The sequence below is a fragment of the Pseudanabaena sp. PCC 9330 genome, from assembly GCF_055795045.1.
The window spans coordinates 1-25608 of the sequence record NZ_JAYFES010000051.1 but is presented as its reverse complement, the minus strand read 5'-3'; the positions used below and the strand labels follow the sequence as shown (position 1 = coordinate 25608).

General features: G+C 54.8%; 34 protein-coding genes. 17 read left to right on the top strand and 17 right to left on the bottom strand.

Annotated elements, in window-relative coordinates; genetic code table 11:
* Window positions 1–54 precede the first annotated feature (54 nt).
* The 16 genes from rplR to rplC form a co-directional block, all read right to left on the bottom strand.
* Window positions 55–414, bottom strand: a complete 360-nt coding sequence (gene rplR / locus AC0QKW_RS02045) for a 50S ribosomal protein L18 (protein WP_473149387.1) — start codon at window positions 412–414, stop codon at window positions 55–57.
* Window positions 415–416: 2 nt separating this feature from the next.
* Window positions 417–956, bottom strand: a complete 540-nt coding sequence (gene rplF, locus AC0QKW_RS02040) for a 50S ribosomal protein L6 (protein ID WP_473149386.1) — start codon at window positions 954–956, stop codon at window positions 417–419.
* Window positions 957–1046: 90 nt separating this feature from the next.
* Window positions 1047–1448 (bottom strand): 30S ribosomal protein S8, encoded by a 402-nt coding sequence (gene rpsH / locus AC0QKW_RS02035; RefSeq protein ID WP_473149385.1) that lies wholly within the window; start codon window positions 1446–1448, stop codon window positions 1047–1049.
* Between the two features lie 26 nt (window positions 1449–1474).
* On the bottom strand, window positions 1475–2020 hold the full coding sequence (gene rplE / locus AC0QKW_RS02030) for a 50S ribosomal protein L5 (RefSeq protein WP_473149384.1): 546 nt from the start codon (window positions 2018–2020) through the stop codon (window positions 1475–1477).
* A gap of 66 nt (window positions 2021–2086) precedes the next feature.
* Complete coding sequence (gene rplX, locus AC0QKW_RS02025; RefSeq protein WP_473149383.1) at window positions 2087–2434, bottom strand: 50S ribosomal protein L24; 348 nt, start codon at window positions 2432–2434, stop codon at window positions 2087–2089.
* A complete protein-coding gene (gene rplN, locus AC0QKW_RS02020; protein WP_035991903.1) occupies window positions 2434–2799 on the bottom strand; it encodes a 50S ribosomal protein L14 in 366 nt (121 codons plus the stop codon). Before rplN ends, rplX begins: the two co-directional genes overlap by 1 nt.
* A 9-nt stretch (window positions 2800–2808) precedes the next feature.
* Window positions 2809–3060, bottom strand: coding sequence for a 30S ribosomal protein S17 (gene rpsQ / locus AC0QKW_RS02015; protein ID WP_473149382.1), 252 nt, complete (start codon window positions 3058–3060; stop codon window positions 2809–2811).
* Between the two features lie 16 nt (window positions 3061–3076).
* Entirely contained in the window at window positions 3077–3325 is a 249-nt protein-coding gene (gene rpmC, locus AC0QKW_RS02010; RefSeq protein ID WP_473149381.1) for a 50S ribosomal protein L29, read from the bottom strand.
* Window positions 3326–3328: 3 nt separating this feature from the next.
* Entirely contained in the window at window positions 3329–3748 is a 420-nt protein-coding gene (gene rplP, locus AC0QKW_RS02005; protein ID WP_473149380.1) for a 50S ribosomal protein L16, read from the bottom strand.
* A 52-nt stretch (window positions 3749–3800) separates the two neighbouring features.
* Window positions 3801–4535: a 30S ribosomal protein S3 gene (gene rpsC, locus AC0QKW_RS02000; protein ID WP_473149379.1), complete on the bottom strand. Its 735-nt coding sequence runs from the start codon at window positions 4533–4535 to the stop codon at window positions 3801–3803.
* 54 nt (window positions 4536–4589) lie between these two features.
* Window positions 4590–4946, bottom strand: a complete 357-nt coding sequence (gene rplV, locus AC0QKW_RS01995) for a 50S ribosomal protein L22 (RefSeq protein WP_473149378.1) — start codon at window positions 4944–4946, stop codon at window positions 4590–4592.
* Window positions 4947–4970: 24 nt separating this feature from the next.
* Window positions 4971–5249 carry a 30S ribosomal protein S19 gene (gene rpsS / locus AC0QKW_RS01990; protein WP_473149377.1) on the bottom strand — a complete coding sequence of 93 codons (279 nt, stop codon included), beginning with the start codon at window positions 5247–5249 and terminating at the stop codon, window positions 4971–4973.
* A gap of 73 nt (window positions 5250–5322) precedes the next feature.
* Window positions 5323–6186 carry a 50S ribosomal protein L2 gene (gene rplB, locus AC0QKW_RS01985; protein ID WP_473149376.1) on the bottom strand — a complete coding sequence of 288 codons (864 nt, stop codon included), beginning with the start codon at window positions 6184–6186 and terminating at the stop codon, window positions 5323–5325.
* 64 nt (window positions 6187–6250) lie between these two features.
* On the bottom strand, window positions 6251–6553 hold the full coding sequence (locus AC0QKW_RS01980; RefSeq protein WP_473149397.1) for a 50S ribosomal protein L23: 303 nt from the start codon (window positions 6551–6553) through the stop codon (window positions 6251–6253).
* Window positions 6549–7181, bottom strand: coding sequence for a 50S ribosomal protein L4 (gene rplD, locus AC0QKW_RS01975; RefSeq protein WP_473149375.1), 633 nt, complete (start codon window positions 7179–7181; stop codon window positions 6549–6551). Before rplD ends, AC0QKW_RS01980 begins: the two co-directional genes overlap by 5 nt.
* 61 nt (window positions 7182–7242) lie before the next feature.
* Window positions 7243–7878: a 50S ribosomal protein L3 gene (rplC, locus tag AC0QKW_RS01970; RefSeq protein WP_473149374.1), complete on the bottom strand. Its 636-nt coding sequence runs from the start codon at window positions 7876–7878 to the stop codon at window positions 7243–7245.
* Window positions 7879–8334: 456 nt separating this feature from the next.
* On the opposite strand from rplC, the gene ndhN reads away from it, so the two are divergent.
* The 15 genes from ndhN (at window position 8335) to AC0QKW_RS01895 (ending at window position 20414) form a co-directional block, all read left to right on the top strand.
* The gene (ndhN, locus tag AC0QKW_RS01965) at window positions 8335–8802 is read left to right on the top strand and encodes an NAD(P)H-quinone oxidoreductase subunit N (RefSeq protein WP_473149373.1); all 468 of its coding nucleotides are present in this window, start codon (window positions 8335–8337) and stop codon (window positions 8800–8802) included.
* A gap of 60 nt (window positions 8803–8862) precedes the next feature.
* The gene (ldpA, locus tag AC0QKW_RS01960) at window positions 8863–10182 is read left to right on the top strand and encodes a circadian clock protein LdpA (RefSeq protein ID WP_473149372.1); all 1320 of its coding nucleotides are present in this window, start codon (window positions 8863–8865) and stop codon (window positions 10180–10182) included.
* Window positions 10183–10353: 171 nt separating this feature from the next.
* Window positions 10354–12093, top strand: a complete 1740-nt coding sequence (locus AC0QKW_RS01955) for a R3H domain-containing nucleic acid-binding protein (RefSeq protein WP_473149396.1) — start codon at window positions 10354–10356, stop codon at window positions 12091–12093.
* 160 nt (window positions 12094–12253) lie between these two features.
* On the top strand, window positions 12254–12655 hold the full coding sequence (gene psb27, locus AC0QKW_RS01950; RefSeq protein ID WP_473149371.1) for a photosystem II protein Psb27: 402 nt from the start codon (window positions 12254–12256) through the stop codon (window positions 12653–12655).
* 177 nt (window positions 12656–12832) lie between these two features.
* Entirely contained in the window at window positions 12833–12946 is a 114-nt protein-coding gene (gene rpmJ / locus AC0QKW_RS01945) for a 50S ribosomal protein L36 (RefSeq protein WP_071527191.1), read from the top strand.
* Between the two features lie 220 nt (window positions 12947–13166).
* Window positions 13167–13550 (top strand): 30S ribosomal protein S13, encoded by a 384-nt coding sequence (gene rpsM, locus AC0QKW_RS01940; protein ID WP_026072414.1) that lies wholly within the window; start codon window positions 13167–13169, stop codon window positions 13548–13550.
* 164 nt (window positions 13551–13714) lie between these two features.
* A complete protein-coding gene (gene rpsK, locus AC0QKW_RS01935; protein ID WP_473149370.1) occupies window positions 13715–14107 on the top strand; it encodes a 30S ribosomal protein S11 in 393 nt (130 codons plus the stop codon).
* A 101-nt stretch (window positions 14108–14208) separates the two neighbouring features.
* Window positions 14209–15156, top strand: coding sequence for a DNA-directed RNA polymerase subunit alpha (locus tag AC0QKW_RS01930; protein ID WP_473149369.1), 948 nt, complete (start codon window positions 14209–14211; stop codon window positions 15154–15156).
* 78 nt (window positions 15157–15234) lie between these two features.
* The gene (gene rplQ / locus AC0QKW_RS01925) at window positions 15235–15585 is read left to right on the top strand and encodes a 50S ribosomal protein L17 (RefSeq protein ID WP_473149368.1); all 351 of its coding nucleotides are present in this window, start codon (window positions 15235–15237) and stop codon (window positions 15583–15585) included.
* A 66-nt stretch (window positions 15586–15651) separates the two neighbouring features.
* Window positions 15652–16524 (top strand): tRNA pseudouridine(38-40) synthase TruA, encoded by an 873-nt coding sequence (gene truA, locus AC0QKW_RS01920; protein ID WP_473149367.1) that lies wholly within the window; start codon window positions 15652–15654, stop codon window positions 16522–16524.
* Window positions 16525–16590: 66 nt separating this feature from the next.
* Entirely contained in the window at window positions 16591–17049 is a 459-nt protein-coding gene (gene rplM / locus AC0QKW_RS01915; RefSeq protein ID WP_473149366.1) for a 50S ribosomal protein L13, read from the top strand.
* On the top strand, window positions 17049–17462 hold the full coding sequence (gene rpsI / locus AC0QKW_RS01910; protein WP_323349906.1) for a 30S ribosomal protein S9: 414 nt from the start codon (window positions 17049–17051) through the stop codon (window positions 17460–17462). The genes rplM and rpsI overlap by 1 nt, the downstream gene beginning before the upstream one ends.
* Window positions 17463–17574: 112 nt before the next feature.
* On the top strand, window positions 17575–17835 hold the full coding sequence (gene rpmE / locus AC0QKW_RS01905) for a 50S ribosomal protein L31 (protein ID WP_473149365.1): 261 nt from the start codon (window positions 17575–17577) through the stop codon (window positions 17833–17835).
* 52 nt (window positions 17836–17887) lie between these two features.
* Window positions 17888–18988, top strand: a complete 1101-nt coding sequence (prfA, locus tag AC0QKW_RS01900) for a peptide chain release factor 1 (protein WP_473149364.1) — start codon at window positions 17888–17890, stop codon at window positions 18986–18988.
* Window positions 18989–19109: 121 nt separating this feature from the next.
* Window positions 19110–20414 carry a metallophosphoesterase family protein gene (locus AC0QKW_RS01895; RefSeq protein ID WP_473149363.1) on the top strand — a complete coding sequence of 435 codons (1305 nt, stop codon included), beginning with the start codon at window positions 19110–19112 and terminating at the stop codon, window positions 20412–20414.
* On the opposite strand, the gene AC0QKW_RS01890 is transcribed toward AC0QKW_RS01895, so the two are convergent.
* Window positions 20407–21168, bottom strand: coding sequence for a sulfite exporter TauE/SafE family protein (locus AC0QKW_RS01890; protein WP_473149362.1), 762 nt, complete (start codon window positions 21166–21168; stop codon window positions 20407–20409). The two genes, AC0QKW_RS01895 and AC0QKW_RS01890, sit on opposite strands and share 8 nt — an antisense overlap.
* 166 nt (window positions 21169–21334) lie before the next feature.
* On the opposite strand from AC0QKW_RS01890, the gene AC0QKW_RS01885 reads away from it, so the two are divergent.
* Both AC0QKW_RS01885 and AC0QKW_RS01880 read left to right on the top strand, forming a co-directional pair.
* Entirely contained in the window at window positions 21335–23785 is a 2451-nt protein-coding gene (locus AC0QKW_RS01885) for a M48 family metalloprotease (RefSeq protein ID WP_473149361.1), read from the top strand.
* An 845-nt stretch (window positions 23786–24630) separates the two neighbouring features.
* Entirely contained in the window at window positions 24631–25071 is a 441-nt protein-coding gene (locus AC0QKW_RS01880) for an RNA recognition motif domain-containing protein (protein ID WP_473149360.1), read from the top strand.
* Window positions 25072–25608 lie beyond the last annotated feature (537 nt).

Genomic DNA, 25608 nt, shown 5'->3' with positions numbered 1-25608 from the left:
AAATCTACATCGAGCAGAATCAGTGCGATCGAACCAACGTGATCAATGACAGACCTACAGGCTCAGCCCAGCCTCACGAGCCGCTTCGGCCAGTGCCGCAACTCGACCATGGTAAAGTTTGCCGCCTCGATCAAAGACCACCTGGGTAATACCAGCTTTAAGTGCCCGCTCAGCGACCAGCTTGCCAACCACAGCGGCAGCCTCTTGGGTGCCCCCAGACTCATCCTTCAAAACCTCAGGCTCGACCGTAGAGGCAGCCACCAAGGTGTGATGGGCAGTATCGTCAATAATCTGAGCGTAGATATGCTGATTAGAGCGGAACACGGCCAACCGTGGTCGCTCGGAGGTACCGAACACACGACGGCGGACACGGGCATGACGGCGACGGGTTAATTCTTTACGACTTGCTTTCATGGCTATTTCTTACCTGATTTACCGGCCTTACGTCTGACCTGCTCACCGGCGTAGCGAACACCCTTACCCTTGTAAGGTTCAGGAGGACGGCTCGCCCGAATGCTGGCAGCAATGTTACCTACCAGCTCTTTATCGATACCACTGACAATGACATTGGTGTTGTTTTCGACGACAAACTCAATGCCAGCGGGTGGCTCAAACACCACGGGGTGGCTGTAGCCCAAACTCATGTTGAGATTCCGGCCTTGCACTTGGGCGCGATAGCCAATCCCTTGAATCTCTAGGCGCTTTTGGTAGCCGTTAGAGACCCCTTCGACCATATTGGCCACCAGGGTGCGGCACAGACCATGACGTTCCCGAGCCAATCGAGACTCATCTTTGCGGTTCACCAGAACGGTGTCACCGTCTTGAACTATCAAAACCCCATTGGGCAGGGTACGAGACAGCTCGCCCTTGGGCCCCTTGACCTTTACGTCCTGGCCGTCAATGGTGACAGTCACCTTGGCCGGAACTGGGATTGGCCGTTTGCCAATACGTGACATGATGCAAAACTCCTAAATCCTTAGCACTCGATAACGCTCTTGATGATCAGCGGGGCTAATGCCACAAGCCCATCACCTCCACCGGCCGATTTACCAGACATAGCAGAGTACTTCACCACCAATGCCCTGACGTCGCGCATCGCGATCGGTCATGATGCCGCTGGAGGTGGAAACAATAGCAATGCCAATACCACCCAACACCCGAGGCAGCTCTTTCCGGTTGGAATATACCCGCAGACCAGGCTTACTGACACGGGTGAGGTTGCGAATAATGGGCTGGCGGGTCTTGCCTTTGTACTTGAGGGCAATCAAAACCTGAGGCCGCTCATCGACGGTGGTCTCAGAATAATCCGTGATGAAGCCTTCTTCCTTCAGCACCTTAGCAATGCTTCGAGTCATCCGAGTAGAGGGAATCCCCACGGTTTGGTGCCGCGCCAGATTCGCATTCCTGATGCGAGTCAACATATCCGCAATTGTGTCGTTAGCAGCCATAGTTCTAGTACGCGTATAAACCTGTGTTAGTTGTCACGGAACGGCATACCCAATTCCTTGAGTAGCGCGCGTCCTTCTTCATCCGTACTGGCGGTAGTCACAATGGTGATATCCATACCGCGGATTTGATCGATGGTGTCGTAGTCAATTTCAGGAAAGATTAGCTGTTCTCTCAGACCCAAGGTGTAGTTGCCACGCCCGTCAAAGCTCTTGGGGCTGATACCGCGAAAGTCTCTGATGCGGGGCAGGGTAAGGTTGATGAGGCGATTTAGAAAGGCGTACATGCGATCGGAACGAAGGGTGACCATCACCCCCACAGGCATACCTTCACGGATTTTGAAACCTGCGATCGCCTTTTTAGCGCGGGTTACCACAGGTCGCTGGCCGGTGATGAGAGCCAGTTCGCTCAGAGAAGACTCCAGCGCTTTGGCATTCTGAGACGCTTCCCCGAGGCCCCGGTTGACGGTCACTTTGACCACCTTAGGTACTTGGTGAACGTTTCCGTACTTAAACTGTTCGATTAGTTTAGGTACGACGGTTTCTTTGTATAGAGTTTTGAGCTGGTCTGTCATGAGTCGTTTCTATCGCTTTCCTGGGCTTGGTCAGGACTAGGGGATAAGCGGTAAGGCCAAGGAGCCTTAATCAATGATTTCACCGGTCTTTTTCAGCATTCGCACCTTGCGACCGTCGTCAGTGAAGGTGTAAGCCACACGACTAGCGACCTTCTCCTTCTCGGAGTAGAGCATAACGTTAGAGCTATGGATCGGGCCTTCTTGGGTAACAATCTGACCCGACTCTCCTTCCTGAGTAGGCTTGACGTGCTTAGTGCGAATGTTGACGCTCTGCACAATCACTTGGCTGGTCTTGGGATTTACAGAAAGAACCTCGCCCACTTTGCCGCGATCGCGCCCAGCAATTACCTGCACGGTATCGCCCTTCTTGACATGCACCTTATGGCGCACAGGTTGTTTCGTCTTAGTTGCCATTAGAGAACCTCCGGTGCCAGCGACACAATCTTGGTGAAGTTTTTGTCGCGCAGCTCACGGGCAACCGGCCCAAACACGCGAGTCCCCTTAGGGTTGCCATCCTGGTTAATGATCACGGCAGCGTTGTCGTCAAAACGAATACTCATGCCGCTGCTACGACGCAAACCTTTTTTGGTGCGGACAACCACGGCGCGCACTACGTCGGACTTTTTAACACCCATATTAGGCAGGGCGTCTTTGACTACGGCGATAATCACATCGCCCACCCCGGCGTAGCGACGGTTGCCACCGAGTACACGGATGCACATCAGCTTCCGCGCCCCGCTGTTATCCGCCACGTTTAAATAAGATTCCTGCTGAATCACAATCTCCCCCTATGCGTCTGCTGCGCGATTAACAATGTCAGCTACCATCCAGCGCTTGGTTCGGCTCAGGGGACGGGTTTCAAGAATGCGCACCTGATCTCCTTCCTGGCATGAATTCTCTTCGTCATGGGCCTTGTAGCGCTTCGTGCGCACCACAATCTTGCCGTACTTAGGATGGGAGGTGCGACTCTCAACAGCAACTACGACGGTTTTATCCATCTTGTTGCTGACCACCAAACCCACTCGTTCTTTAACCGCCATCTGATTCACCTATCCCCTATGCTGATATCGATTCTGCTGTGGCTTCTGCTTCTGCTTCCAGAGCCGCCAACTGGCGCTCCCGCTGAACCGTCATCAGTTGAGCCAGGCGATGACGAGTGTGCTTGAACTGATGCACCTGCTTATCGAGTTGGCGGGTGGCCTTCTGAAACCGCAGTTGAAACAGCTCTCGCTTGGCGTCTGCGATTGCCGTCAGCAGTTCCTCGTCGCCCAACGCGCGCGCTTCACTAATCTTTGAAAGTGCCATTGCCTATGCCTCCTTGCTGTCTCGGGCGATGAACTTGGTCTTGAAAGGCAGCTTGAAGGCTGCCAGTCGCATCGCCTCACGAGCAGTCGCTTCGGGCACACCAGCAATCTCAAACACGATTCGACCGGGCTTGATCACAGCAACCCAAAACTCGGGGTTGCCTTTACCCGAACCCATCCGGGTTTCAGCGGGTCGCATCGTCACCGGCTTATCGGGGAAGACACGAATCCAGATTTTGCCACCTCGACGGACATAGCGGGTCATGGCTCGACGGGCCGCTTCAATCTGGCGAGAAGTCATCCAGCAAGGCTCAATGGCCTGAAGGGCAAAATCGCCGAAGGTAATGTCGCTACCCCGCTGAGCCATTCCGCGCATACGCCCGCGGTGCTGCTTGCGAAATTTAGTTCGTTTTGGACTAAGCATGGATCGGCACTCGTGAAGTCACAGGTCAAAATAATCAAACAGACGCAGAATTCTAATCTTCGTTAGAGCGGTCTTCAAACTGCGGGCGGCGGCGAGGCTGACGACGACGAGGCTGCGCATTGGGAGCCACTTCAGCTGCCTGCTCTTGGCCAGGGATAATCTCACCCTTAAAGATCCAAACCTTGACGCCCAAAATACCGTAGGTAGTTTGAGCGGTAGTGTAGGCGTAGTCAACGTCAGCCCGAAGAGTGTGGAGGGGCACTCGACCTTCCCGGGTCCACTCGGTACGTGCGATCTCAGCCCCGTTCAAGCGACCACTGACTTGAATCTTGATACCTTCAACCCCAGCCCGCTGGGCCCGCTGAATAGCCTGTCGTACTACCCGTCGAAAAGATACCCGACGCTCTAGCTGCTGAATGATGTACTCAGCCACCAAAGCCGCATTGGCATCTACTCGGCTCACTTCCACCACATTGACGCGGATCTGGCGACTAGAGTCTTTGAGCAGCTTTTGCACACCCACCCGCAGAGTCTCAATCCCCGCGCCGCCACGACCCACAACTACACCAGGACGAGCCGTGCGAACTTCAAGATCAATCTGATCGGCCTTGCGCTCAATGCGAATATCAGCAATACCAGCATTGTTCAGCGTTTTCTGAACATACTCGCGAATGCGGAAATCTTCCTGAAGCAGCTCAGGATAACGAGTACCCTCTGCAAACCAGCGAGAGCGGTGCTCTTCAACGATGCCAAGACGAAACCCGGTTGGATGAATCTTGTGTCCCACGAACTAACCCTCTGGAAATTGGTGCTTTAACAACGGAATCAAAGACTGTACTAGCTACTCGGCGGCAGGGGCCACGGCAATGGTGATATGGCAGGTGGGCTTGCGAATTTGGTAAGCCCGCCCTTGAGCCCTGGGACGGAATCGCTTGAGGGCTGGGCCGGCATCAGCAAAGGCCTCACTCACCACTAGCGCAGCGGGGTCAAGCCCGTTGTTGTGCTCGGCATTGGCCACAGCGGAGCGTAGCACTTTAATAATCGGTTCGCAGGCCTTATAGGGCATGAATTCTAGGATGATCAGCGCATCCCGATAGCTCTTACCGCGAATTTGGTCGAGCACACGACGTACCTTACGGGGCGACATGCGCACGTAGCGGGCCACCGCTTTGACCTGCTCTGAGGTATCTACAGCCATTTCTCCAGTTCCTCTACCTAATACCTAACGACGAGCTTTTTTATCGGATTTAGCGTGGCCGCGAAAGGTTCGCGTGGGGGCAAATTCACCCAGTTTGTGGCCTACCATTTGCTCAGTAACATAGACGGGTACGTGTTGGCGACCGTTATGCACCGCAATGGTGTGACCAATCATCTGGGGCAAAATGGTGGAAGCCCGAGACCAGGTCTTAACCACCTGTTTGTCACCCTTGACATTGAGGGCTTCGATTTTAGAGAGCAGGTGGTCGGCCACAAACGGCCCTTTCTTCAATGAGCGAGACATGGTGCTTCAGCCCCCATAAAAATCACAACAGCCACAATCATCACAATCAAAACAGCTAACCGAGGTACAGTGCCTAAGCGTTACGACCGCCACGACCTCGCTTGGAAACCCGACGACGGCGACGCACCACGTACTTATCGCTGTCTTTGTTCTTCTTCCGGGTCTTGTAGCCCAAAGCGGGTTTACCCCAAGGGGTAACGGGCCCAGAGCGACCAATGGGAGCACGACCCTCACCACCGCCGTGGGGGTGATCTACCGGGTTCATAACGCTGCCGCGTACTTCGGGTCGACGACCCAGCCAGCGCTTACGGCCTGCCTTGCCCAGGCTAACGTTACGCACATCAGCATTGCCGACTTGGCCTATGGTGGCATAGCACTCGCGTCGCACCATGCGAACTTCGGTAGAGGGCAGCTTAAGGGTGACGTAGTCGCCCTCTTTAGCCACTACCTGTGCACCAGCACCAGCCGATCGAACCATCTGGCCACCCTTGCCAGCCTGCATCTCGACGTTGTGAACCGTCGTACCTAAGGGAATTTTGTAAAGAGGGAGGGCGTTACCCACTTCCAGAGGCGAATCTGGCCCAGAAATCACTGTACTGCCGACAGATAACCCAGCAGGAGCCAGAATGTAGCGCTTCTCGCCATCTTCGTAGTGAAGAAGAGAGATGCGAGCATTGCGGTTGGGGTCGTATTCAATAGAGGCAACCTTGGCGGGAATGCCTAGCTTGTCGCGACGGAAGTCAACAACGCGATACAGACGCTTGTGACCACCACCGCGATGACGACAGGTGATTACCCCGCGGTTATTGCGCCCCTTGTGGCGGTGCTTTGATTTGGTCAGCGACTTTTCGGGTTCGCTGCGGGTGATCTCGGCAAACTCTGAAACGGTTCGCTCACGAGTACCAGGGGTATAGGGTCGGTAGGATCGGATGCCCATGGGATTACTTGCTGGTTACACGGCTAAAGGTCGGAATAGTAAAAACCTCTATTCAGTCAACCCGTTAGAGGTCGGGGAAGAGGGGAATGGAATTGCCAGCGGCCAAGGTGACCACAGAGCGCTTGTAGTGAGCACGATGGCCAGCAAAACGACCCATCCGGCGCTTTTTCTTCGGTGGGTTGTAGGTGTTGACCGCCACCACCTTGACATCAAAAAGCTCTTCGATCGCCGCCTTGATTTGCAGCTTGTTGGCCCTGGGATCAACCTCGAAAACATACTGGTTGTTTTCAAGCAGCAGGGTAGCCTTTTCGGTCACTAGAGGCCGACGGATTAGATCAGCCAGAGACGGGGTATTGGCGGCATTAATCACTGTAGACCTCCTGGATCGCCTCAAGGGCTGGGGATGTAATTACGAGATGGTCGGCGTTGAGCAAGTCATGAACGTTGAGATTGACCGCAGTGATCAGCTTTACATTCTCAAGGTTGCGGGCCGACAGATAAACTAGCTCCTGCCGTTCAGCTATCACCAGGAGAATCTTGGCGTTTGGATCAAGACCCCAACGGGCGATCGCCTCAAGCAGTTCCCGAGTCTTTGGCCGAGAAAACTGATTCTCAAACCCTTCTACCACTACCAAGTCATCGACCCGGCTTTGCAGGGCGGTGCGCAGGGCCAAGCGGCGCTCTTTGCGGTTCATTTTGACGCTGTAGTCGCGGGGCTTGGGGCCAAAGATCACGCCACCGCCACGCCACAGGGGAGAACGGTTAGACCCAGCCCGAGCCCGACCGGTGCCCTTTTGACGCCAGGGCTTGCGACCGCCGCCACGCACCTCAGCACGGGTTTTGGTGGACACGGTGCCCTGACGAGAATTGTTCATCTGCCGCACTAGGGCGCGGTGGACGATGTGAGAGGCGGATTCTGCTTTAGCAACCTGAAGATCCAGCGTTGCCGTCCCTGCCTCTTCGCCCTCCCAATTTTTTACGACGCACTCAACCATTGTCTGACCTATCTCTTAAAAAGCTTTTGCATGCCCAAAGGCCCAAACCACTTGCTGTACCCTAAGCCTTGACCCATTTGGCTGGGGCAATGCTCAACAACCCACCGGGCTTGCCGGGGATGGCACCTTTGATTAGCAACAGGTTGCGATCGCCGTCTACACGCACCACTTCCAGCTTGCAGGTAGTCACCTTAGCGTTGCCGTACTGGCCAGCCATGCGCTTGCCAGGATAGACCCGACCGGGAGTGGTACCCGCACCAGTGGAACCCGGAGCACGGTGATTCTTAGAGCCGTGGGCCATGGGGCCACGACGAAAGTTGTGGCGCTTTTGGTAACCAGCAAACCCCCGACCCATGCTCTTGCCAGTGACATCCACCAGCTGACCAACGGTGAAGGTGTCAGCAGTGATTGCCTGCCCCAGTTCGTAGCTGTCTGCAGAATCTACCCGATACTCTTTCAGGTGACGAAGGGGAGCGCTGCTGGATTTGGCCAGGTGGCCCAGCTCGGGCTTGTTCAGTTTCTTCTCGGTCACTTCATCAAAGCCAAGCTGAATGGAGGTATAGCCATCGGTGTCTTTGGTCTTGACCTGAGTGACCACACAGGGGCCTGCCTGCACCACCGTGACGGGGATAGCATTGCCTGCCTCATCGAATATCTGGGTCATACCCAGCTTTTTGCCAAGAATACCGACTGCCACAGTCCTGATCTCCCTATTAACACACTACGAAGTGCGCAGGACTCTCTAAGCCGAGAGCTTTGCGCATCTACAACGACATCAACTTTTGAACACCCCACACAGGAGAAACTCACCGGGGCGAGCGATACCGATACAATCGGTCACAATTCAAAAGAAAGGTAGCTGGCTCTGGCCTGGAGTAGCCTTCTGGCTCAAACCTGCAAGCACCAATGGCTATGCGGCATCAGAACAGCCAAATGCCAGGACTTGGGTAGCTCACTGAACTACTCAGTATCCTTTTTGTCGGCGATTTACCATAGTACATTCCTTACTTGGATATGTCTACAGTTTTGCTCCAAAAAGTTTTTTTGACCACAGTGCAATGTTCTGCACGAGGACAGAAACTCTTAGCTACCTGACTGTACTCCTCACTGGAACACAGTACAATAGCGACTGTATTTATTTGCCGAGGGCAATATGGCGCTGCTGACGACGGGCAAACCCTTCATTAACGATCTGGAAAGCAATGGTGCGATCGCCGTGCGCATGCCCCTAGAAGGTGGATTTGAAGGCCGCTATGAGCGTCGCCTCAAGGCTAAGGGCTACGAAACTATCAACCTGACAGCCCGAGGGCTGGGAGACATTTCGGCCTACCTGACTGATATCCATGGGGTGCGCCCACCCCACCTGGGCAAGAAAAGTCTCGGCAGCGGTGCGGCAGTGGGCTACACCTATTTTGTTCCGCCGCTGCTCACCTACCGCCTAGAGACTATGTCACCCAAGGCCAAAGGCATGGTGCTGTGGCTAATTGAGGGGCATATTCTCTCGCGCCAGGAGTTGGCCTACCTGGTCAGCCTGCCCACCATCGAACCCCGCGTTAAGGTAGTAGTAGAGGTAGGGGGCGATCGCGCCTTTAGCTGGGAACCGTTGGCAAACCTGATTTAAGGATCAATCCGTTACTGGGTTAACCCAGTTGGGTTAACCCGAGCAGACATTACCGACTGCATGGATATAGACACCGTACCTGGAGCATCAGCCTGGAGCTGCACCCCAGACAACTTGCTACCACCTCCCCAGCGATCGCTACAGATGGGGCAGTGGGTCAAGTTAATCTGCGGTGCCAGCTATCAGGACATGCCAACAGTGCGGCAGCTAACAATGCTCTACGCTCTGGCAGGGGTCGATTGCATTGACGTGGCTGCCGATGGCGCAGTGGTAGCATCTGCCCGACGGGGACTAGAGGATGCCGCTCAGTTGGCAAGATATTTAGGGCGTCATAACCATCTCATTCCTGGACTGCCCTGGTTGATGGTGAGCCTTAACGACAGCGAAGACCCCCACTTTCGCAAGGCGCACTTCGATGCGGCTCAGTGCCCATCGGGGTGCGATCGCCCCTGCGAACCCATCTGCCCCACCGCCGCGATCCAGTTCCAGGCTCCTCATGATGGCGGCGTAGCGACAGATCTTTGCTATGGCTGTGGGCGCTGCATTGCCGTCTGTCCGATTAGCAATATCGAGGCCCAGCCCTACTTAGCCAGTCCAGAAGCTTTCCCCACTGAGCAACTTTCTCAGATTGATGCGGTAGAAATTCACACCCAGACCGGACACCAGGCCCAGTTTGCCCAGCTCTGGCAGCGGCTTTTGCCCTGGCGACCGTACCTGAAGCTAATTTCCATTAGCTGCCCCGACCACGACCAAGTGGTGCCATACCTATGGGATCTCTACCACCTGATGGCCCCCCTGGATATCCCGCTGATCTGGCAAACCGATGGTCGGCCTATGAGCGGCGACTTGGGCAAAGGTACTACCCACGCCACCATTCGCCTGACCCAGAAAATTCTCGATGCGGGGCCACCGGGCTATGTGCAACCCGCTGGCGGTACCAATGGCTACACTGTAAGAAAGTTGCTCGATCTTGCTTTGGTCAATTCAGCGCCTTCTACCGCTTTACCTAACGATTCTCAACCTAACCGATTGCTCTCTCTCCAAACTGCTGGGGTTAACCGCCATGAGTCAGGCCTAGCTGACCACAGCATTCGCAGCACAATTTCAGGCATTGCTTACGGTAGCTACGGGCGATCGCAGCTGCTGCCCCTCCTCGACGCCATTGACCAAGACCTTCAGCCCTGGCTAGGCCAAGCTTCCCTAGGCCAGTCTCCACCGGGTCAATCGACGCAGAATAGCCCCACCGGTGTACTGTCTTCCACCGCTGCTCCGTGGCAGCGGCTCGACGACAGCGCCCTGGGGCAAGCGCTGACCCTGGCCAGGGAACTGGTGGGTCAGATCAAGGTTGATAGACATTTTTTACCCACACGGTATGGTTAGCTATAGCGACGAAAACAGCGCCCCACTAGCCTAGGCAACAACGCACCTGCCGACAACCACCCCGCCCACAATACTTTTGCCCCCCATAATCTAGCCGTGGAATTTTTCCCCACCGACCCCGAAGGGACAGCCCAACATCAGCCTGTCTCTGCCCCTAACCCAACCCCCACCTTGCCCCCCGAGCCCCCGATCGACGACCTAGAACAACTGCTTAGCATTCTGCCGCCCTCGATCCGGGCACGGGTGGCCAACCATCCCCAGCGCCAGAGCCTGATTGAGGTCGTGCTTGATCTGGGTCGTCTGCCCGAAGCCCGCTTCTATGGCAGCGTCGAGTACCTCTCCGATGACCCCGTCACCCACGCCGATCTCGACCACTGCATCAAGCGGGTGGGTACCTTTGGCGGCGACAATCGGGCCGGTATTGAGAAAACCCTGCACCGCATTAGCGCCATTCGCAACCGCTCTGGCGAAGTAATTGGCCTCACCTGCCGGGTAGGGCGCGCCATCTTTGGCACCATTGGCATGATTCGCGACCTGGTAGAAACGGGCCGCTCGATTCTGATGCTAGGTCGGCCTGGAGTCGGCAAAACCACTGCCCTGCGGGAGATCGCTCGGGTACTGGCCGATGACCTGCAAAAGCGGGTGGTAATCATCGACACCTCCAACGAAATTGCGGGGGATGGCGACATTCCCCACCCCGCCATTGGTCGGGCGCGGCGCATGCAGGTGGCCCGCCCCGAAGAGCAGCACCGGGTGATGATCGAGGCGGTGGAAAACCACATGCCCGAGGTGATCGTCATTGACGAAATTGGCACCGAACTAGAGGCTCTGGCTGCCCGGACGATTGCGGAACGGGGGGTGCAGCTAGTAGGCACCGCCCACGGCAACCAGCTAGAGAATCTGATTAAAAACCCCACCCTATCAGACTTAATTGGCGGCATTCAGTCGGTCACATTGGGCGATGAAGAAGCCCGTCGCCGGGGTAGCCAAAAGAGTGTGCTGGAGCGCAAGGCACCCCCCACCTTTGACATTGCCGTGGAGATGCTGGAGCGCCAGCGCTGGGCCGTCCATGAGGATGTCACCGTCACCATCGACAACCTGCTGCGAGGGCGACAGCCAGGGCTGCAAATTCGCACCGTGGATGAAAATCAGAAGGTGCTGATTACCCACGAGCTGCCAGGTTCAGGGCGAGAAGTCTCTAGACCCTCGCGATCGGGCATGGGCTGGAGAGCGGCGGGGCAAATGGTGCCGCCCAGTAACGGCGCGTCGGGCGGCACCGTTGCCCAGCGCACCCTGGGCAATGTACGGCCCCTGGGGCAGGTGTATCGGGCTCCAGAGCCGACCACCGACCCCACCTTTGCCCATCTTTTAGACATGGCCGACGATGACGATATCGTTGGCCCCAATGGGGAAGACGCTATGCGCCTCTATCCCTACGGTCTCAGCCGTCACCAGATCGAACGGGTGATTCAAACCCTGCATATGCCGGTGGTGATCACCAAGGATTTGGACAATGCCGATGCGGTGCTAGCACTGCGATCGCATGCCAAAGCCCAGGCCAAACTCAAGCATATGGCCCAGGGACGGCAAATCCCTGTCCACCTGGTCAAGTCCAACAGCATTCCCCAGATCACCCGCGCCCTCCAGCGCCTGCTGGATCTAGACGACAACCCCGCCGCCATTGATCTGGGGCTGTTTAGCCACAGCGGCGGCGACGACGAGCTAGAGGCTCTCGAAGAAGCCCGCTTGGCTGTGGAGCAAATCGTGATTCCTAAGGGGCAGCCGGTGGAGCTGCTGCCGCGTTCCGCCCACATTCGCAAAATGCAGCATGAGCTAGCAGAGCACTACCGGCTCAAATCCCTCAGCTGCGGCGAAGAACCTAACCGACGGCTACGCATCTACCCAGCTTAGAGCATACAGATCAAGCCCATGGGAAACAGGAGCGTAGGTCTAGGGGCGCAGGGCACTATAGAATAAAAACACCAGAATGACACCAGCGTAGCTCTGATGCAGGGCTCACCCCCATAATTTAGGGCCTGTCGTTCAATCTAAACCCCTTTCAAAGAAGCCTATGAAATCTTTAATTACTCGCCTTGTTGCCTTGGTATTGGTGGCCGTTGTTGGACTGGCGGGGTGCAGCGCTGGCACCAGCGGTATGCTCACTGGCAATTATCAAGAAGATACGCTGATGCTGGTCGATAGCCTTAGAACCTCCCTTGACCTCGGTGACGATGACCCAGCTAAGGCTGAAGCCCAGGCCCAGGCTAAAGCCGTGATTAGCGACTTTGCTTCTCGCTATCGTCGCGACTCGTCGGTAGCCACGCTGAGCTCGTTTACCACCATGCGCACAGCTTTGAATGCGATCGCTGGACATTACAGCAGCTATCCCAATCGCCCCCTGCCTGAGAAACTTAAGACCCGCGTCGAGCAAGAACTCAAACAGGTCGAAGCTGCCCTCAAACGCGGCGCTTAGACTTCAAGTATTTCTGCCCTGCCAAGCCAAAGCCGCCCTAGGTCGCTCATTAGTGCCCTGAAGGCGGCTTTTCAATATTTGGATCATGGGCCTCACTTCGACTCTTTATTTTTTTTGATTGACGGAGTGCGGTCAGTTTGCTAGCATAGCAATTCTGTAGTGAAGTGCGAGTTGGACATGAAAGTCCGTGCGTCTGTGCGCAAAATGTGCGATAAGTGTCGAGTGATTCGCCGCCGTGGTCGAGTCATGGTGATTTGTTCAAACCCCAAGCACAAGCAACGGCAGGGGTAGATAAGCGCTAGCGGTAGAGCCTTTGGGCAAATCCACTAGCAGCTATAGGTGCTGAGTATATTGACTGAGAACAGCTTGCTCAAGTTTTTTTGTTCTGGTTTTTGTATAAGGCTTTCGAAAAGCTGGGCATTGGCTTAGCTAAAGGCCAAGATACTGAGAAACTGAGTGGCCCCGGTCGGGCTACAGGGTTATAACCAAGTATTGGGGGAGAGAGTTAAAGGTGGCACGGATAGCAGGCGTGGATTTGCCACGCGACAAACGAGTTGAGATTGGCTTGACCTATATCTACGGTATTGGCTTAACTCGCTCCAAGGAAATTCTGGCTAAAACCGGAGTTGATCCTGATGTGCGAGTCAAAGATCTTACCGACGCCGACGTAGCTAAATTGCGAGACTCGGTAGAAAGTGATTATCAGGTAGAGGGTGATCTACGGCGGCTTGAGAGCATGAACATCAAGCGTTTGATGGACATCGGCTCCTATCGTGGAAGGCGACATCGTGCTGGACTTCCAGTGCGAGGGCAGCGCACCCGCACTAACTCTCGTACTCGTCGAGGCGGTACCCGTCGTACTGTCGCTGGCAAGAAGAAGGCTCCTCGTAAGTAGGTTCCTTAAGATCCTGAAATCTTAGGGTTTCAGGATTTTGGAGTGAAAGGAACTCGCTGACCCCTGTGGCGAGTTTTTCTGACTGTTTGTCAGCTCTCTGCTTTCCAAACCATCGCTTTCATCTATTTATTTCGTTTCTTTGAATTGAGTTTAGTGACAACGCCATGGCCAAACCAACCCGCAAGACCGGTCCCCGCAAGAGCAAGAAAAATATTCCCAGTGGAGTAGCTCACATTCGCTCTACCTTTAACAACACCATTGTGACCATTACCGACCAGTCCGGGGAAGCCATTTCCTGGGCATCAGCAGGTTCGAGCGGGTTCAAGGGGGCCAAGAAGGGAACTCCCTTCGCTGCTCAAACTGCAGCGGATGGTGCTGCTCGAAGGGCAATGGATCAGGGCATGCGTCAGATCGAAGTTATGGTGAGCGGCCCCGGTGCTGGTCGAGAAACTGCTATCCGTGCGCTCCAGGGAGCCGGGCTTGAGATCACGCTAATTCGAGATGTGACTCCTATTCCCCACAACGGTTGCCGACCGCCAAAACGGCGTCGAGTCTAGGGGTTATAGGTATTGTGGCCGGGTTTAGTGCGGGACGGGTTAATCGCGAGTTAATTAGATCGCGAATTGAGCCGATCGCTAGGTAAAAGGGAGGCAGGATTTTGGCACAGTTTCATGTTGATTGCGTAGAGTCTGTCGTTGAAGACGACCAGAGTCAGTACGGTCGTTTTGTGATCGAACCCCTAGAGCGCAGCCAGGGCACCACCGTGGGCAACGCTCTACGACGGGTGCTGCTGTCTAACCTAGAAGGGGTAGCTATCACTGCGGTCAGAATTGCGGGTGCTACTCACGAGTTTTCTACCATCACTGGTGTTCGGGAGGATGTGTTAGATATTCTTCTTAATATGAAGAAGATCAGTCTGCGCAGCTATTCTGTTCAGCCACAGATTGGTCGCCTCTTGGTGCAAGGGCCAGCTCGGGTTACGGCCGGGCACTTCGAGCTGCCTTCGGAGGTAGAAGTCGTAGACCCTGAGCAGTATGTAGCAACCGTTGCCGAGGGCTACACTCTGGAGATGGAGTTTAGAATTGAGCGAGGTCAGGGGTATCGTGCCGTCGATCGCAGCAAGGATGACGCCACGGCTCTAGATTTTATCCAGATTGACTCAATTTTTATGCCGGTCAAAAAAGTCAACTACACCGTTGAGGAGGTAGTTGTTTCTGGGTCTATTCAGCGCGACCAACTCATTATGGATATCTGGACCAACGGCAGTATTACTCCTCAACAGGCAATGAGCCAGGCCGCTGATATCCTAGTAGGGCTATTTATGCCTCTCAAAGATGTCACCCTTGAGCCCAAATTTGATGAAGAGGTGAAGGAAGAGGATCCCAACAACCAGATTCCTATTGAGGAACTGCGGCTGTCGGTGCGGGCCTACAACTGCCTCAAGCGGGCTCAGATAAATTCTGTGGCCGACCTGCTTGACTTCAGCCAAGAGGATTTGCTGGAGATAAAAAACTTCGGGCAGAAGTCTGCAGAAGAGGTCATTGAAGCTTTGCAGGAGCGCTTGGGCATTACCCTTCCTCTAGAAAAAGCCTCTAAGACGGCCTAGGGCTGGATTAGGCAGGGATTTCTGCTTTCCTTATATTGTTGCCGATTTTGTTTTTGTTGTTCATCTGAGTTCAGTACCATGCGTCACCGCTGTCGCGTTCATCAACTTGGGAAGCCCGCAGACCAGCGCAAGGCCCTGCTTCGCTCCCTTACCACGGAGTTAATTCGCCATGGTCGCATTACCACCACCAAGGCTCGTGCCCGTGCAGTGCGAGAAGAGGCCGATCACATGATCACTCTAGCTAAGGATGGCTCTCTGTCTGCTCGTCGCGAGGCCATGGGTTATATCTATGACAAACAGCTAGTTCACGCCCTGTTTGCTCAAGCCACTGAGCGCTACGGCAATCGCAACGGTGGCTATACCCGCATCGTCAGGACTGTTAGTCGTCGGGGCGACAACTCTGAAATGGCGATTATTGAGTTGACCTAAGTCGAGTTTAGTCAGTTCCAACATCCAACCTTTTGCTACTGTTTATCCTTTTTTTTGCAATTTTCCATGGAGAAGCTTTCACCTATACAGCGCGGCCTGGAGAGCCAGCCTGCTGAGTTTGCCCAGGCAACTCAGCGAGTGGCTTTGGTGGTGCAATATGTGGGTACTCGTCTTCATGGTTGGCAGTGGCAGCCTAACGCCCGTACAGTGCAGGGAGAGATAGAAGCGGCAATTGGCTCAGTACTGGGCTACAACGTGCGCCTCAGCGGTGCCGGGCGCACGGACACAGGTGTCCATGCGGCAGCGCAGGTGGCTCACTTCGACGCTCCTGACTTTATCCCGGCCCATCGCTGGGCCGACGTGCTCAACGCTCGGTTGCCTGAGGATGTGTTGATTCGGGCTTCTGCAGCTGTGCCTGAGACATGGCATGCTCAGTTTTCGGCATGCTGGCGGCGCTACCGCTACACTCTCTACACCGGGCAGCGGCCAAATCTGTTTGTGCGCCCCTTTGTGTGGCACTACTACCACCAGCACCTCGACGAGGGTAAGATTCAGTCAGCTCTCGATGCCATGGTGGGTCACAACGACATGACCGCTTTTCACCGGGCTCGATCGGGCAAGACTCACTCTTGGGTAGACCTCCAGGCCGTCGAGTGCCGCCGTCAAGACACCTTTCTCACTGTGGAGCTTCAGGCCAAGGGGTTTCTCTACGGCATGGTGCGGCTAATTATGGGGTTGATTGTCAAGGTGGGCAGCGGAGAGTTGACGCCCACAGAGTTTGGTCAGCTCTGGCAGCAGCGTCAGAGGCAACGCGTCAAGTATGCGGCTCCTGCCCAGGGGCTCTGCCTTCTGCGGGTGGGCTATGACCATACCCCCTTTGCCCCAGAGGTGTGGTTTGACAGCCAGCCCCACTTTTTTTGGGGGTCGGCAGCGGCCTGACCATCTTGTTCGATTCTCTTTTTACTCAGTTAGTGTGGTTCATCCAAGAAAGGCAGCTCAAGCGCTATGACTACTAAAACCTATGTTCCTCCCGTCGACTCTATTCAACGGCAGTGGCACGTAATCGATGCTGAGGGTCAGCGCCTAGGGCGGTTGGCCACTGAGATTGCGACCATTCTGCGGGGTAAAAACAAGCCCACCTTCACTCCCCATATGGACACCGGTGACTTTGTTGTCGTGGTCAATGCTGAGAAGGTGGTGGTCACCGGGCGGAAATCGACCACCAAGCTTTACCGTCGCCACTCCGGTCGCCCCGGTGGCATGAAGGTGGAGACTTTTGACAAATTACAAGCTCGTATCCCCGAGCGCATCATTGAGCAGGCGGTCAAAGGCATGCTGCCGAAGACATCTCTAGGTCGCAGACAGTTTACCAAGCTCAAGGTGTACGCTGGGCCAGAGCATCCCCATCAGGCTCAGAATCCTGAAATTCGCATTGTCAATACTATTCCTGGAGAGGCTGAATAATGCAGGCTACCGATCAATCTGAAAGGGCTGTTTACTGGGGCACCGGTCGCCGTAAGACATCTATTGCGCGGGTGCGTTTGGTACCTGGCAATGGTCAACTTGTCATTAACAAGCGCCCCGGCGACGATTATCTACAGTTCAATCCGGCCTATCTCAATGCCACCAAGGCACCCCTAGAGGTGCTTGGCCTAGAGAATGCCTATGACATTCTGGTGAACGTCAAGGGCGGTGGTCTAACGGGTCAAGCCGACGCCATTCGTCTAGGGGTAGCTCGGGCACTGTGTGAGCTTGACCCTGAAAACCGCAAGCCCCTCAAGGTGGAAGGTTACCTCACCCGTGACCCCCGAGCTAAGGAGCGCCGTAAATACGGTCTGAAGAAAGCCCGGAAGGCTCCTCAGTTCTCCAAGCGCTAGATTTACTAGGCTGTTTAGGTGTTTGGGTGTAGAAACTCCAAATGTATTTTTACACCCAGATACTTTGAGCGTCTCTTTTTTCTGATGTTGATGTTGTTTTAGATCCACTCCTATGGCAAAGCCTGATATCCATCCCACCTGGTACCCCGAGGCCAAGGTATTTTGTGATGGCAAAGAAATTATGACCGTCGGTTCGACTAAGCCTCAACTGAGCGTGGATGTTTGGTCTGGCAACCACCCCTTTTATACCGGTACTCAGAAGATTATTGACACTGAAGGCCGGGTTGAGCGCTTTATGAGGAAGTATGGAATGGCAGACACCTCTGCTCCCCAAAGCTCAGAAACAGACAAAACGGACGCTGACAAAGCCTAGCTAGCGCCCCGTAGATTGACCAGGCAAGCTAGGGCAGCGGCACGAGGACACCATGGCTGAGGCGTACTTAATTGAGAAACTAAATTCCGTGGAGCAGACGTTCCAGGAATTGACTCGGAGGCTGGCAGATCCAGATGTCGCCAGCGATCCCGACGAGTTTCAGCGTATAGCCAAGTCGCGGTCGTCTCTGGAAGAAACCGTTATCACCTACACTGAGTGGCAAGCCGCAGGCGATGAACTGGCTGGGGCTCGAGAAATCTATAAGGAAGCCAGCGGTGATCCGGAGCTAAAGGAGATGGCGGCCTTAGAGGTTGCTGAGCTGGAGGAAAAGCTAGCAGGTCTGGAGGCTCGCCTTAAGGTGCTGCTGTTGCCCCGCGACCCCTACGATGACAAGAACATTATGCTGGAGATTCGCGCTGGTACTGGTGGCGATGAGGCTAGCATTTGGGCTGGTGATCTAGTGCGGCTGTACTCTCGCTATGCCGAAAATCAGGGCTGGAAAGTGAGCCTGCTGAGCGAGTCGTCGGCTGACATGGGTGGTTTCAAAGAAGCGATTCTAGAGATTGCGGGCGATCGCGTCTACAGCCAACTCAAATTTGAGGCAGGGGTACACCGGGTGCAGCGAGTGCCGGTCACCGAGGCGGGCGGGCGCGTGCATACCTCTACTGCTACGGTGGCGATCATGCCTGAGGTGGACGAGGTAGAGGTGCAGATTGACCCCAAAGACATTGAGATGACTACAGCGCGATCAGGCGGTGCTGGTGGTCAGAACGTCAACAAGGTGGAGACAGCGGTAGACCTGTTTCATAAGCCCACGGGCATTCGGGTGTTTTGTACCGAAGAGCGATCGCAGCTCAAGAACCGTGAGCGAGCCATGCAAATTCTGCGGGCCAAGCTCTTTGACATCAAGATGCGAGAGCAGCAGGAGGCGGTATCCTCTATGCGCAAGTCGCAGGTAGGGAGCGGGTCGCGATCGGAAAAAATTCGCACCTACAACTACAAAGACAATCGGGTCACCGACCATCGCCTCAACCAAAATTTCACCCTCACTCCGGTGCTGGAGGGGGAGATAGATAATTTGATTCAGTCCTGCGTTAGCCGTGACCAGCAGGAGCGCCTGGAAGAACTAGCCGCAGAATCGTCTCTGGTGTAGAGGTGCAGGATCGTTACAGCCCCGCAGGCAAGAGATCGGACAGGGTGCTTTAGGCCAAGATCTTCAGTCCAAAGTTTCAAATCAGTACTAGTCTGAAGAAGTAGCGATCGCGGACGGTCTGATGGCGAAATTTCTGCACATTGCCGATATTCACCTGGGGTTTGATCGCTACGACACCCCAGAGCGCACCAAGGACTTTTTTCGCGCCCTGCAAACAGTACTAGAGCGCTACGCCATTGAGGAAAGGGTGGATTTTGTGGCGATCGCCGGTGACCTGTTCGAGCACCGCAATATTAAGCCCGCTACCCTCAACCAGGCTCAGGTTTGCCTGCAAGCGTTAAAAACGGCGGAGATTCCTGTGGTGGCGATCGAGGGTAACCACGACAACCGCCCCTACGGTACCCGCACTAGCTGGCTCAAGTACCTCTCGGAGTGGGATTTGCTCAAGCTGCTAGAGCCCAATGACGGAGCCGATGTCGATCAGCGCCTTACCCCCTGGAGTGAAAATACCCGCTCCGGCGGCTACATTGATTTGCCCTGCGGCGTACGGGTGATTGGCTCCAACTGGTATGGGGCCACCGCTCCCCGCGCCATTGAACTGCTGGCGGGTTCTATCCAGCAGCTGCCCTCTGGCCCTAGTCACACGGTGCTGCTGTTTCACCACGGGCTAGAGGGCCAGATTGCTCGCTACGCTGGGGCACTGCGCTATAGCGAGCTGCTGCCCCTTAAGGAAGCTGGCGTAGACTACCTAGCCCTGGGCCACATCCACAAAAACTACACTGCTGAGGGTTGGGTGTTTAACCCCGGCTCCCTAGAGGCCAACAATGTGGAGGAAAGCCGCTACGATCGCGGTGCGTACCTGGTGGAGCTATCTCCCCAAGGGGTTGAGGCTAAACTCCAGACCGACTATTTTCAGCGCCCGACTGTGCGAGTTGAGCTGGTGGCCAAGGGGCAGGAGAGCCTGGATGAGCTGACCCAGATGGCGATGGAGCGGGCGATCGCCGCTGCCGGTCAGCACCATGGCGACACCGCCCCCATTATGGAAATAAAAATTACCGGCCAAGTGGGCTTTGATCGGCTAGAGCTCGATACCCGCCGTCTGCAAGAGGCCATCAAAGTCGAGAGCGGTGCCCTAGTGGTGCTGGTGAAGTACGACGTAGAAGATGTGGCCTACCAAACGCCCTTATATGATGGCCAAAACCGCCTCGAAATTGAGCAGTCGATCTTCGAAGACATGCTCACTGCCCACCGCGACTACAAAAACCGCGCGCCAGAGCTGGCCCGAGGACTAACTGACCTCAAGGATCGGCAGCTGTCGGGAGCTGATGAAACAGATCTCTACAGCCTGGTAGGAACATTGCTGGGCTTGGGTGCGTCAGCGGAAGCATCAAAGGCTCCATCCCACACCTGGGATGCCGCTACATAAACCAGACGGTCAAAAAGTGGCGCTGTTGCCAAATCATAGCGACACCACTGATCGCCACAAAGGCAAACACGAGCTGACGAAACTGCTGGGCCGACATTTTGGCCAGTACCAGCTTACCCAGCCAGTTAGCGGGGATAGCTCCAAGGCCTATCACCAGCCCATAGGCCAGATATTCTTGGCTGAGGCTGCCGAAACTGGCGTAAGCGATCAGCTTAATTAGATGCAGGGCGGTTTTGTTGAGGGCTTTGGTAGCAACCATGGCTTCTTTCTCCAACCCATAGTTGAGATAGATGGGGTTCAGCACCGGGCCAGTGCTGCCGATCAGCCCAGAACCAATGGCGTTGACAAAGGAGATAGGTAGAAAGTACCAGGCTTTGACTGTAAACTGACCTGCGTTGGGGGTGAGTAAGTGGTTGGCAACCATGGCCAATAGCCCAACCCCAAGGATTAACTGCAACCCTTCTACATGAAGTTGCGTCAGCCCATAGCAGCCGATCAGAGCCCCAACCACTGCCCCAGGAACATACCAAGCAGTAACCCCCCAGTTCACGTCTGACCAAAAAGTCAGCCCCCGCTGGGCATTGCCAATCAACAGTCCGGTGGTGATTACCGGGGCTACAGACTGCGTTCCGAGCAGCAGCGAGACTATAGGGATTAAGATGAACGGGCTACCCCCCCCAGCCAGCATGCTGAGGAACCAAGCCACAAAGCTGGCCAAAAATAGGCTGAATAAGATCATGGGCAGCGGCACCATAGGCACTGCTCTAAGTCTAGGGGGCAACTTAGATCTTCTGCTAGATTGATTTGACCAAAATGGATTCTTTTCAGGAAATCCAGCGACACCAGAATGGAAGTAGTTGGGTATGCTTGGATTTCTCTGACTCTCTTTAAATTAAGCCTAGTTTCTCCGGTAGCGGCGTATGGCGAAGCCCATAGACCCAAATTCAACCCCCGATCGCCCCAAAAAAGATCGCCCCCAAAAAGTTTCGGTAGAACAGTACTACCAACAGGCGGTAGCTGCCTTCAAAGCCCAAAACTATGGGCAGGCAATGGCGTATTTTCAGCGCCTGGGGAAGCTGCCGCCAGCATCGCCGTACCACCTCAAAGGTACTGTGGGCCAGGTGCGCGTCTTGCAGAGACTAGGGCAATTTGACGAAGCTAAAACCCTCTGTCAACAGATGCTCCACAGTTCGTCGCCCCAGGTGAGCCGCTGGGCTAGTCAGGTGTTGAGTCAGCTGCCGCCTGACAAAGTTGAAGACCTGCCCCTCACTCGGTCGACCGAGGCGGCAGCCGATACCGATTTAATCGGGTTTGTACCCCTAGATGGATCTCTGGATCAGAGGAGTCACAAGCCTTTAGAGCCTTTGACATCTAGCTCTACCGGGACTGTCAGCCAGAGTGACAGTCTGGCCGGTCAACCGATCGCAGAGGAGGAGTCTTCTCCCGTTGAATCACTGTTTCATTTTCAGCAGCTCAATCAACGCCTGGACGCAGATCCCCAAGAACAGCCTCTGCCTCTGGCCGCGGTTGCACCGGTCGAGTCCGACAGCCCAGGACTCTCAGGGGCTGGGGCAACAGAGTCACGGAAAGCCAGGCCCACCCCATCTGCGGCGACAGGGCAGCGTCAGGTGCCATTGCCCCAGCGCCTATGGGGACTGTGGGCAGGGCAGGGGCTGACGGCGATCGCCCTACTCTGGGCGATTAACTGGGCCTTTCATGCCGCTCTTAGAACCATCGATGGCGGATTGCGCTGGGTGCGCTGGCCGATCAGCCTAGGGCTGCCGGGGGCTACCCAGACCTATACAGTCTGGGTGGTCAGCGCCCTGGTGCTGCTGGCCCTGGCGAGCCCGTGGCTGTTTGATTACGCCCTGGCTTTTTGGCATGGTCAAAAGCCTTTATCTAGTCGCCATCTCCAGGCCAAGCACCCGGAGACCCTGCGCTTACTGCGCCAGATCTGCCGCCAGCAGGGATGGCAACTACCTGAGTTGCGCCTGATTGCTGACCCGGCTCCCCTGTGCTTTAGCTACGGCTGGCTGCCGCGCAATACTCGCATTGTGGTCAGCCAGGGACTATTAGATCAATGCTCAAGTGAGGCATTGACGGCATTGTACGGCTATGAGCTGGCCCGAGCCGTAAACCGCAGCCTGCCGGTGCTGTCGGCAGCGGGGCTGCTGCTGCTGTTGATCCACCACGGCTATCGATGGCTGGCCCAGATAGGCGATGGGATCGCTCAGCCGTTAGTTCGCAATGGTCTTGGGTTGGTGTCTAGCGCCCTCTATGGCCTATTTTGGCTGCTGCGCCAACTGGTGCTGTGGTTGTCGCGGCTGTGCTCTAGCTGGGGCGATCGTCGCGCCGTGGCTCTAACCCAGCACCCAGACCACCTGAGTGAGGGGTTGTTGGGGTTTGCTGGAGCGATCGCCACCCATCTACGCCAGCGGGGCAGTCTCCACCCCCTGCACACCAGCCTGGAGATCTTAATGCCCGTGGGCTATCGCCAGGCCCTCTGCCCCGGTAGCCTGATGGAGGCAGCCGAGCAGCCTGAAGCAGTACAGATCAAGCTGATGGCGATCGACAGTCTCAATCCTTATCGCCAGTGGCTGCGGGTTAATGCTTCTCATATCCCCCTGGGTGAACGGTTGTTTTGGCTCAACCAGCAGGCCCTCCTGCGTGGCCAGGCAGGATTCTCGCTAGACGCGTGGCCTATGCCAGGCAAGGTTTCTCTGCGGCTATTGTTTCTGCAAAAGGCTCCCCTAGCTGGACTGACCATCGGGGGAAGCCTAGCCATGGGTTTGTGGTTTGTAGGAGGCGTTGTGAACCGGCTGGGCTGGTGGCGCCTGAGTTGGTTGTACCAAGACCCTAGCATTTTGGTAGGAGGGCTGTGGCTAGGCCTAGGCCTGGGCCTCATGGTGCGCATTAACCAGCTCTTTCCCGAACGACTGACCGAGGCCAAGAGTACCAATGCTCAACCCATGGCCATTGCCGATTTGCTCGAAACTCCCTCAAGTCTGCCGGTTCGAGGCCAGCCGGTCATCCTCCGTGGCATCCTCCGTGGCCAGCCCGGGATAGCCAATTGGGGGGTGCAAGACCTCTATCTCGAAGATGACTCAGGGTTGGTCAGATTGACCAATCCTGTTCCTTTAGGCAGTCTGAAAGGCGCTTTGCAGGCTCAACAACACCCGTTCAAGTGGATTGGTCGCCGGGTAACTGTGGCCGGATGGGGGCGCTACAACGGCGGCATGCTTGGGGTTGACATTGACCAAATTCAGATTGATCCAAAGCGAATTTTTCAAGCCTATGGTCCTATTTGGGCAACACTATTTAGCCTGGGGTGCAGCCTGCTGGGCGTCTGGACCATCCTACAGGGAGGCTGACAAGTAAAGTTGTGTTGCGATCGATCGCCTCAAGTGTTACATTTATTTACAGAAACACATGCCTGGGTTCTCGAGCCAACTCTAGTTAGTTGGCATCGGTTGTATAGGTAATGGGTTCTCCTACTCTCAACACAGCAAATGAACCAGCCCTCACCGGCTGGTTTTTATTTGTTGCTCCCATCGACATTACTCCCTTCGCAAGAGATAAGGTGGGTTCAGGCCATTGCCCTCCAGCCTTCGGCTTAGTCACGTCAACGTCATCAGTTTAGAATCTAGTCAAGCGAGGAAGCAGATACCGTGCTAACTTGGTAAATGGTCAAAGTAAAGTGCTGCGGCTATTTCTAGCTGCCGCTCAATTGAAGCTTTCGAGTTAATAGCTCGACATATTTCTTTAGAGAGATTTCTAAATCAATTGATCTCTGCGATGCTTGTAAAAAAGTTTATCGCTAAAGAAAGCTAAGAGCTGCGATCGCCCTTTGGCACTAATTTAGAGAGTTGAATTTAGAAGGTTGAGCTGTTAAATCAAGGTCAAGATGGGGTTTTGTCGATAGGGAGACTGTATTTTTATACTGTACCTATGCATACCCCAATGAAGACGGCTAGAAAAAGTGATTCTGCTAAGGAACCCAGACCAAGAATTTGTTAAGCTTTAGTTGAGCTAAAAATGATTTTACGCTTAGTTCAGCTTTAGGAACGTCTCTAGGAATTAGTGAAGTTGGATTGGGCGGATAGTTTAATTAGATAGTTTTTTGTGGCGGCAATTGCTCCACACTGAAAGAGTTGGGCAGCAAGGTTATCGGTTTCGATTTGTTTGCCTTCAGTTTTAGAACACCGAGGTATCTCCAATGTCAATTCGCCTTTACGTTGGCAATCTTTCCAAAGATCTGGAGCGGGAGGAGTTTGAAAGCACTTTTGCTGATTTCGCCCCTGACCTAGTGTCTGTCAAGCTCATTGCCGACAAAAAAACTGGTAAATGTCGAGGTTTTGGATTCGTCACGGTAAAAACCGACGAAAAAGCCGATGAGATTGTCGAGAAACTCAATGGGCAAGTTCTAGCTGAAATGCCTATCAAAATCGAGAAGGCCCTCCCTCGCACTAAGCCAGAGGGTGAGCCAGAAGCACGTCCTGTTGGCGAAAGCAGTGGCAAGCGGCCTAACAAAGGCGGTGCTCGCAAATCGACGCCTGTCGCGGCAGCCAGTACGGCTTCAGCACAGCCTGATCCTCGCTGGGCTGGAGAGCTAGAGAAGCTCAAGCAAATGTTGGCGGCTCAAACCACCTCTAACTAGATGAGCTACCAGTCATAGACAATTTCTAGCAAGCAATTTTCTTGCTATCTCACAGCAACTGCGGTTGCCAGGTAAGTCTGGATTTTTTCTCTAGCACTGCCTGGGGTCGGTTTCAGAAAACTAAAAGCGGCAGAGATGATAATTGTGAGGTCATCCCTGCCGCTTTTAGGTTGCCTCTGCTTGATGGAGAGGTTGCTTCTGGTCGCACCTCTGAAAATGTCAACATCAATTCCCTAGGGTTTCTGCCGAGGCACCCGACTGTTAGTGGGGAAGAAAAGCTTGGAATCCAATCCGGGCCTGCTTTTCAGGTCTTTCAACTTAAATTGGCTAAGATCCTTGAATCCCATACCCTTCACTACCGCTTTAGAGGCCAGTGCTTCTGCCGACATTCCATAGATTGACAGGAGTTAATTTAGAGAATAGCAGTAGCAAGGTAGAAAGCTGGTTGACTGACAAAAGTTGGCTGAAAGCTGCTAAAAAGCTTGTGGTACGGTAGTTTCAGGGATTGGAGGAAGAAGTGGGGAGCCAGCGTTCTAA

Coding starts and splice junctions, on each gene's coding strand:
- rpmC (WP_473149381.1), bottom strand. CDS start 3,325: ATGGCACTTTCAAAGATTAGTGAAGCGCGCGCGTTGGGCGACGAGGAA.
- rpsI (WP_323349906.1), top strand. CDS start 17,049: ATGCAGGCTACCGATCAATCTGAAAGGGCTGTTTACTGGGGCACCGGT.
- psb27 (WP_473149371.1), top strand. CDS start 12,254: ATGAAATCTTTAATTACTCGCCTTGTTGCCTTGGTATTGGTGGCCGTT.
- rplB (WP_473149376.1), bottom strand. CDS start 6,186: ATGGGCATCCGATCCTACCGACCCTATACCCCTGGTACTCGTGAGCGA.
- rpmE (WP_473149365.1), top strand. CDS start 17,575: ATGGCAAAGCCTGATATCCATCCCACCTGGTACCCCGAGGCCAAGGTA.
- rplQ (WP_473149368.1), top strand. CDS start 15,235: ATGCGTCACCGCTGTCGCGTTCATCAACTTGGGAAGCCCGCAGACCAG.
- AC0QKW_RS01895 (WP_473149363.1), top strand. CDS start 19,110: ATGGCGAAATTTCTGCACATTGCCGATATTCACCTGGGGTTTGATCGC.
- rplF (WP_473149386.1), bottom strand. CDS start 956: ATGTCACGTATTGGCAAACGGCCAATCCCAGTTCCGGCCAAGGTGACT.
- prfA (WP_473149364.1), top strand. CDS start 17,888: ATGGCTGAGGCGTACTTAATTGAGAAACTAAATTCCGTGGAGCAGACG.
- rplX (WP_473149383.1), bottom strand. CDS start 2,434: ATGGCAACTAAGACGAAACAACCTGTGCGCCATAAGGTGCATGTCAAG.
- rplE (WP_473149384.1), bottom strand. CDS start 2,020: ATGACAGACCAGCTCAAAACTCTATACAAAGAAACCGTCGTACCTAAA.
- rplV (WP_473149378.1), bottom strand. CDS start 4,946: ATGGCTGTAGATACCTCAGAGCAGGTCAAAGCGGTGGCCCGCTACGTG.
- AC0QKW_RS01880 (WP_473149360.1), top strand. CDS start 24,631: ATGTCAATTCGCCTTTACGTTGGCAATCTTTCCAAAGATCTGGAGCGG.
- rplD (WP_473149375.1), bottom strand. CDS start 7,181: ATGGTTGAGTGCGTCGTAAAAAATTGGGAGGGCGAAGAGGCAGGGACG.
- AC0QKW_RS01890 (WP_473149362.1), bottom strand. CDS start 21,168: ATGGTGCCGCTGCCCATGATCTTATTCAGCCTATTTTTGGCCAGCTTT.
- rplP (WP_473149380.1), bottom strand. CDS start 3,748: ATGCTTAGTCCAAAACGAACTAAATTTCGCAAGCAGCACCGCGGGCGT.
- rpmJ (WP_071527191.1), top strand. CDS start 12,833: ATGAAAGTCCGTGCGTCTGTGCGCAAAATGTGCGATAAGTGTCGAGTG.
- ldpA (WP_473149372.1), top strand. CDS start 8,863: ATGGATATAGACACCGTACCTGGAGCATCAGCCTGGAGCTGCACCCCA.
- truA (WP_473149367.1), top strand. CDS start 15,652: ATGGAGAAGCTTTCACCTATACAGCGCGGCCTGGAGAGCCAGCCTGCT.
- rplR (WP_473149387.1), bottom strand. CDS start 414: ATGAAAGCAAGTCGTAAAGAATTAACCCGTCGCCGTCATGCCCGTGTC.
- rpsS (WP_473149377.1), bottom strand. CDS start 5,249: ATGTCTCGCTCATTGAAGAAAGGGCCGTTTGTGGCCGACCACCTGCTC.
- rplM (WP_473149366.1), top strand. CDS start 16,591: ATGACTACTAAAACCTATGTTCCTCCCGTCGACTCTATTCAACGGCAG.
- ndhN (WP_473149373.1), top strand. CDS start 8,335: ATGGCGCTGCTGACGACGGGCAAACCCTTCATTAACGATCTGGAAAGC.
- rpsK (WP_473149370.1), top strand. CDS start 13,715: ATGGCCAAACCAACCCGCAAGACCGGTCCCCGCAAGAGCAAGAAAAAT.
- AC0QKW_RS01885 (WP_473149361.1), top strand. CDS start 21,335: ATGGCGAAGCCCATAGACCCAAATTCAACCCCCGATCGCCCCAAAAAA.
- rpsQ (WP_473149382.1), bottom strand. CDS start 3,060: ATGGCGGTTAAAGAACGAGTGGGTTTGGTGGTCAGCAACAAGATGGAT.
- rpsH (WP_473149385.1), bottom strand. CDS start 1,448: ATGGCTGCTAACGACACAATTGCGGATATGTTGACTCGCATCAGGAAT.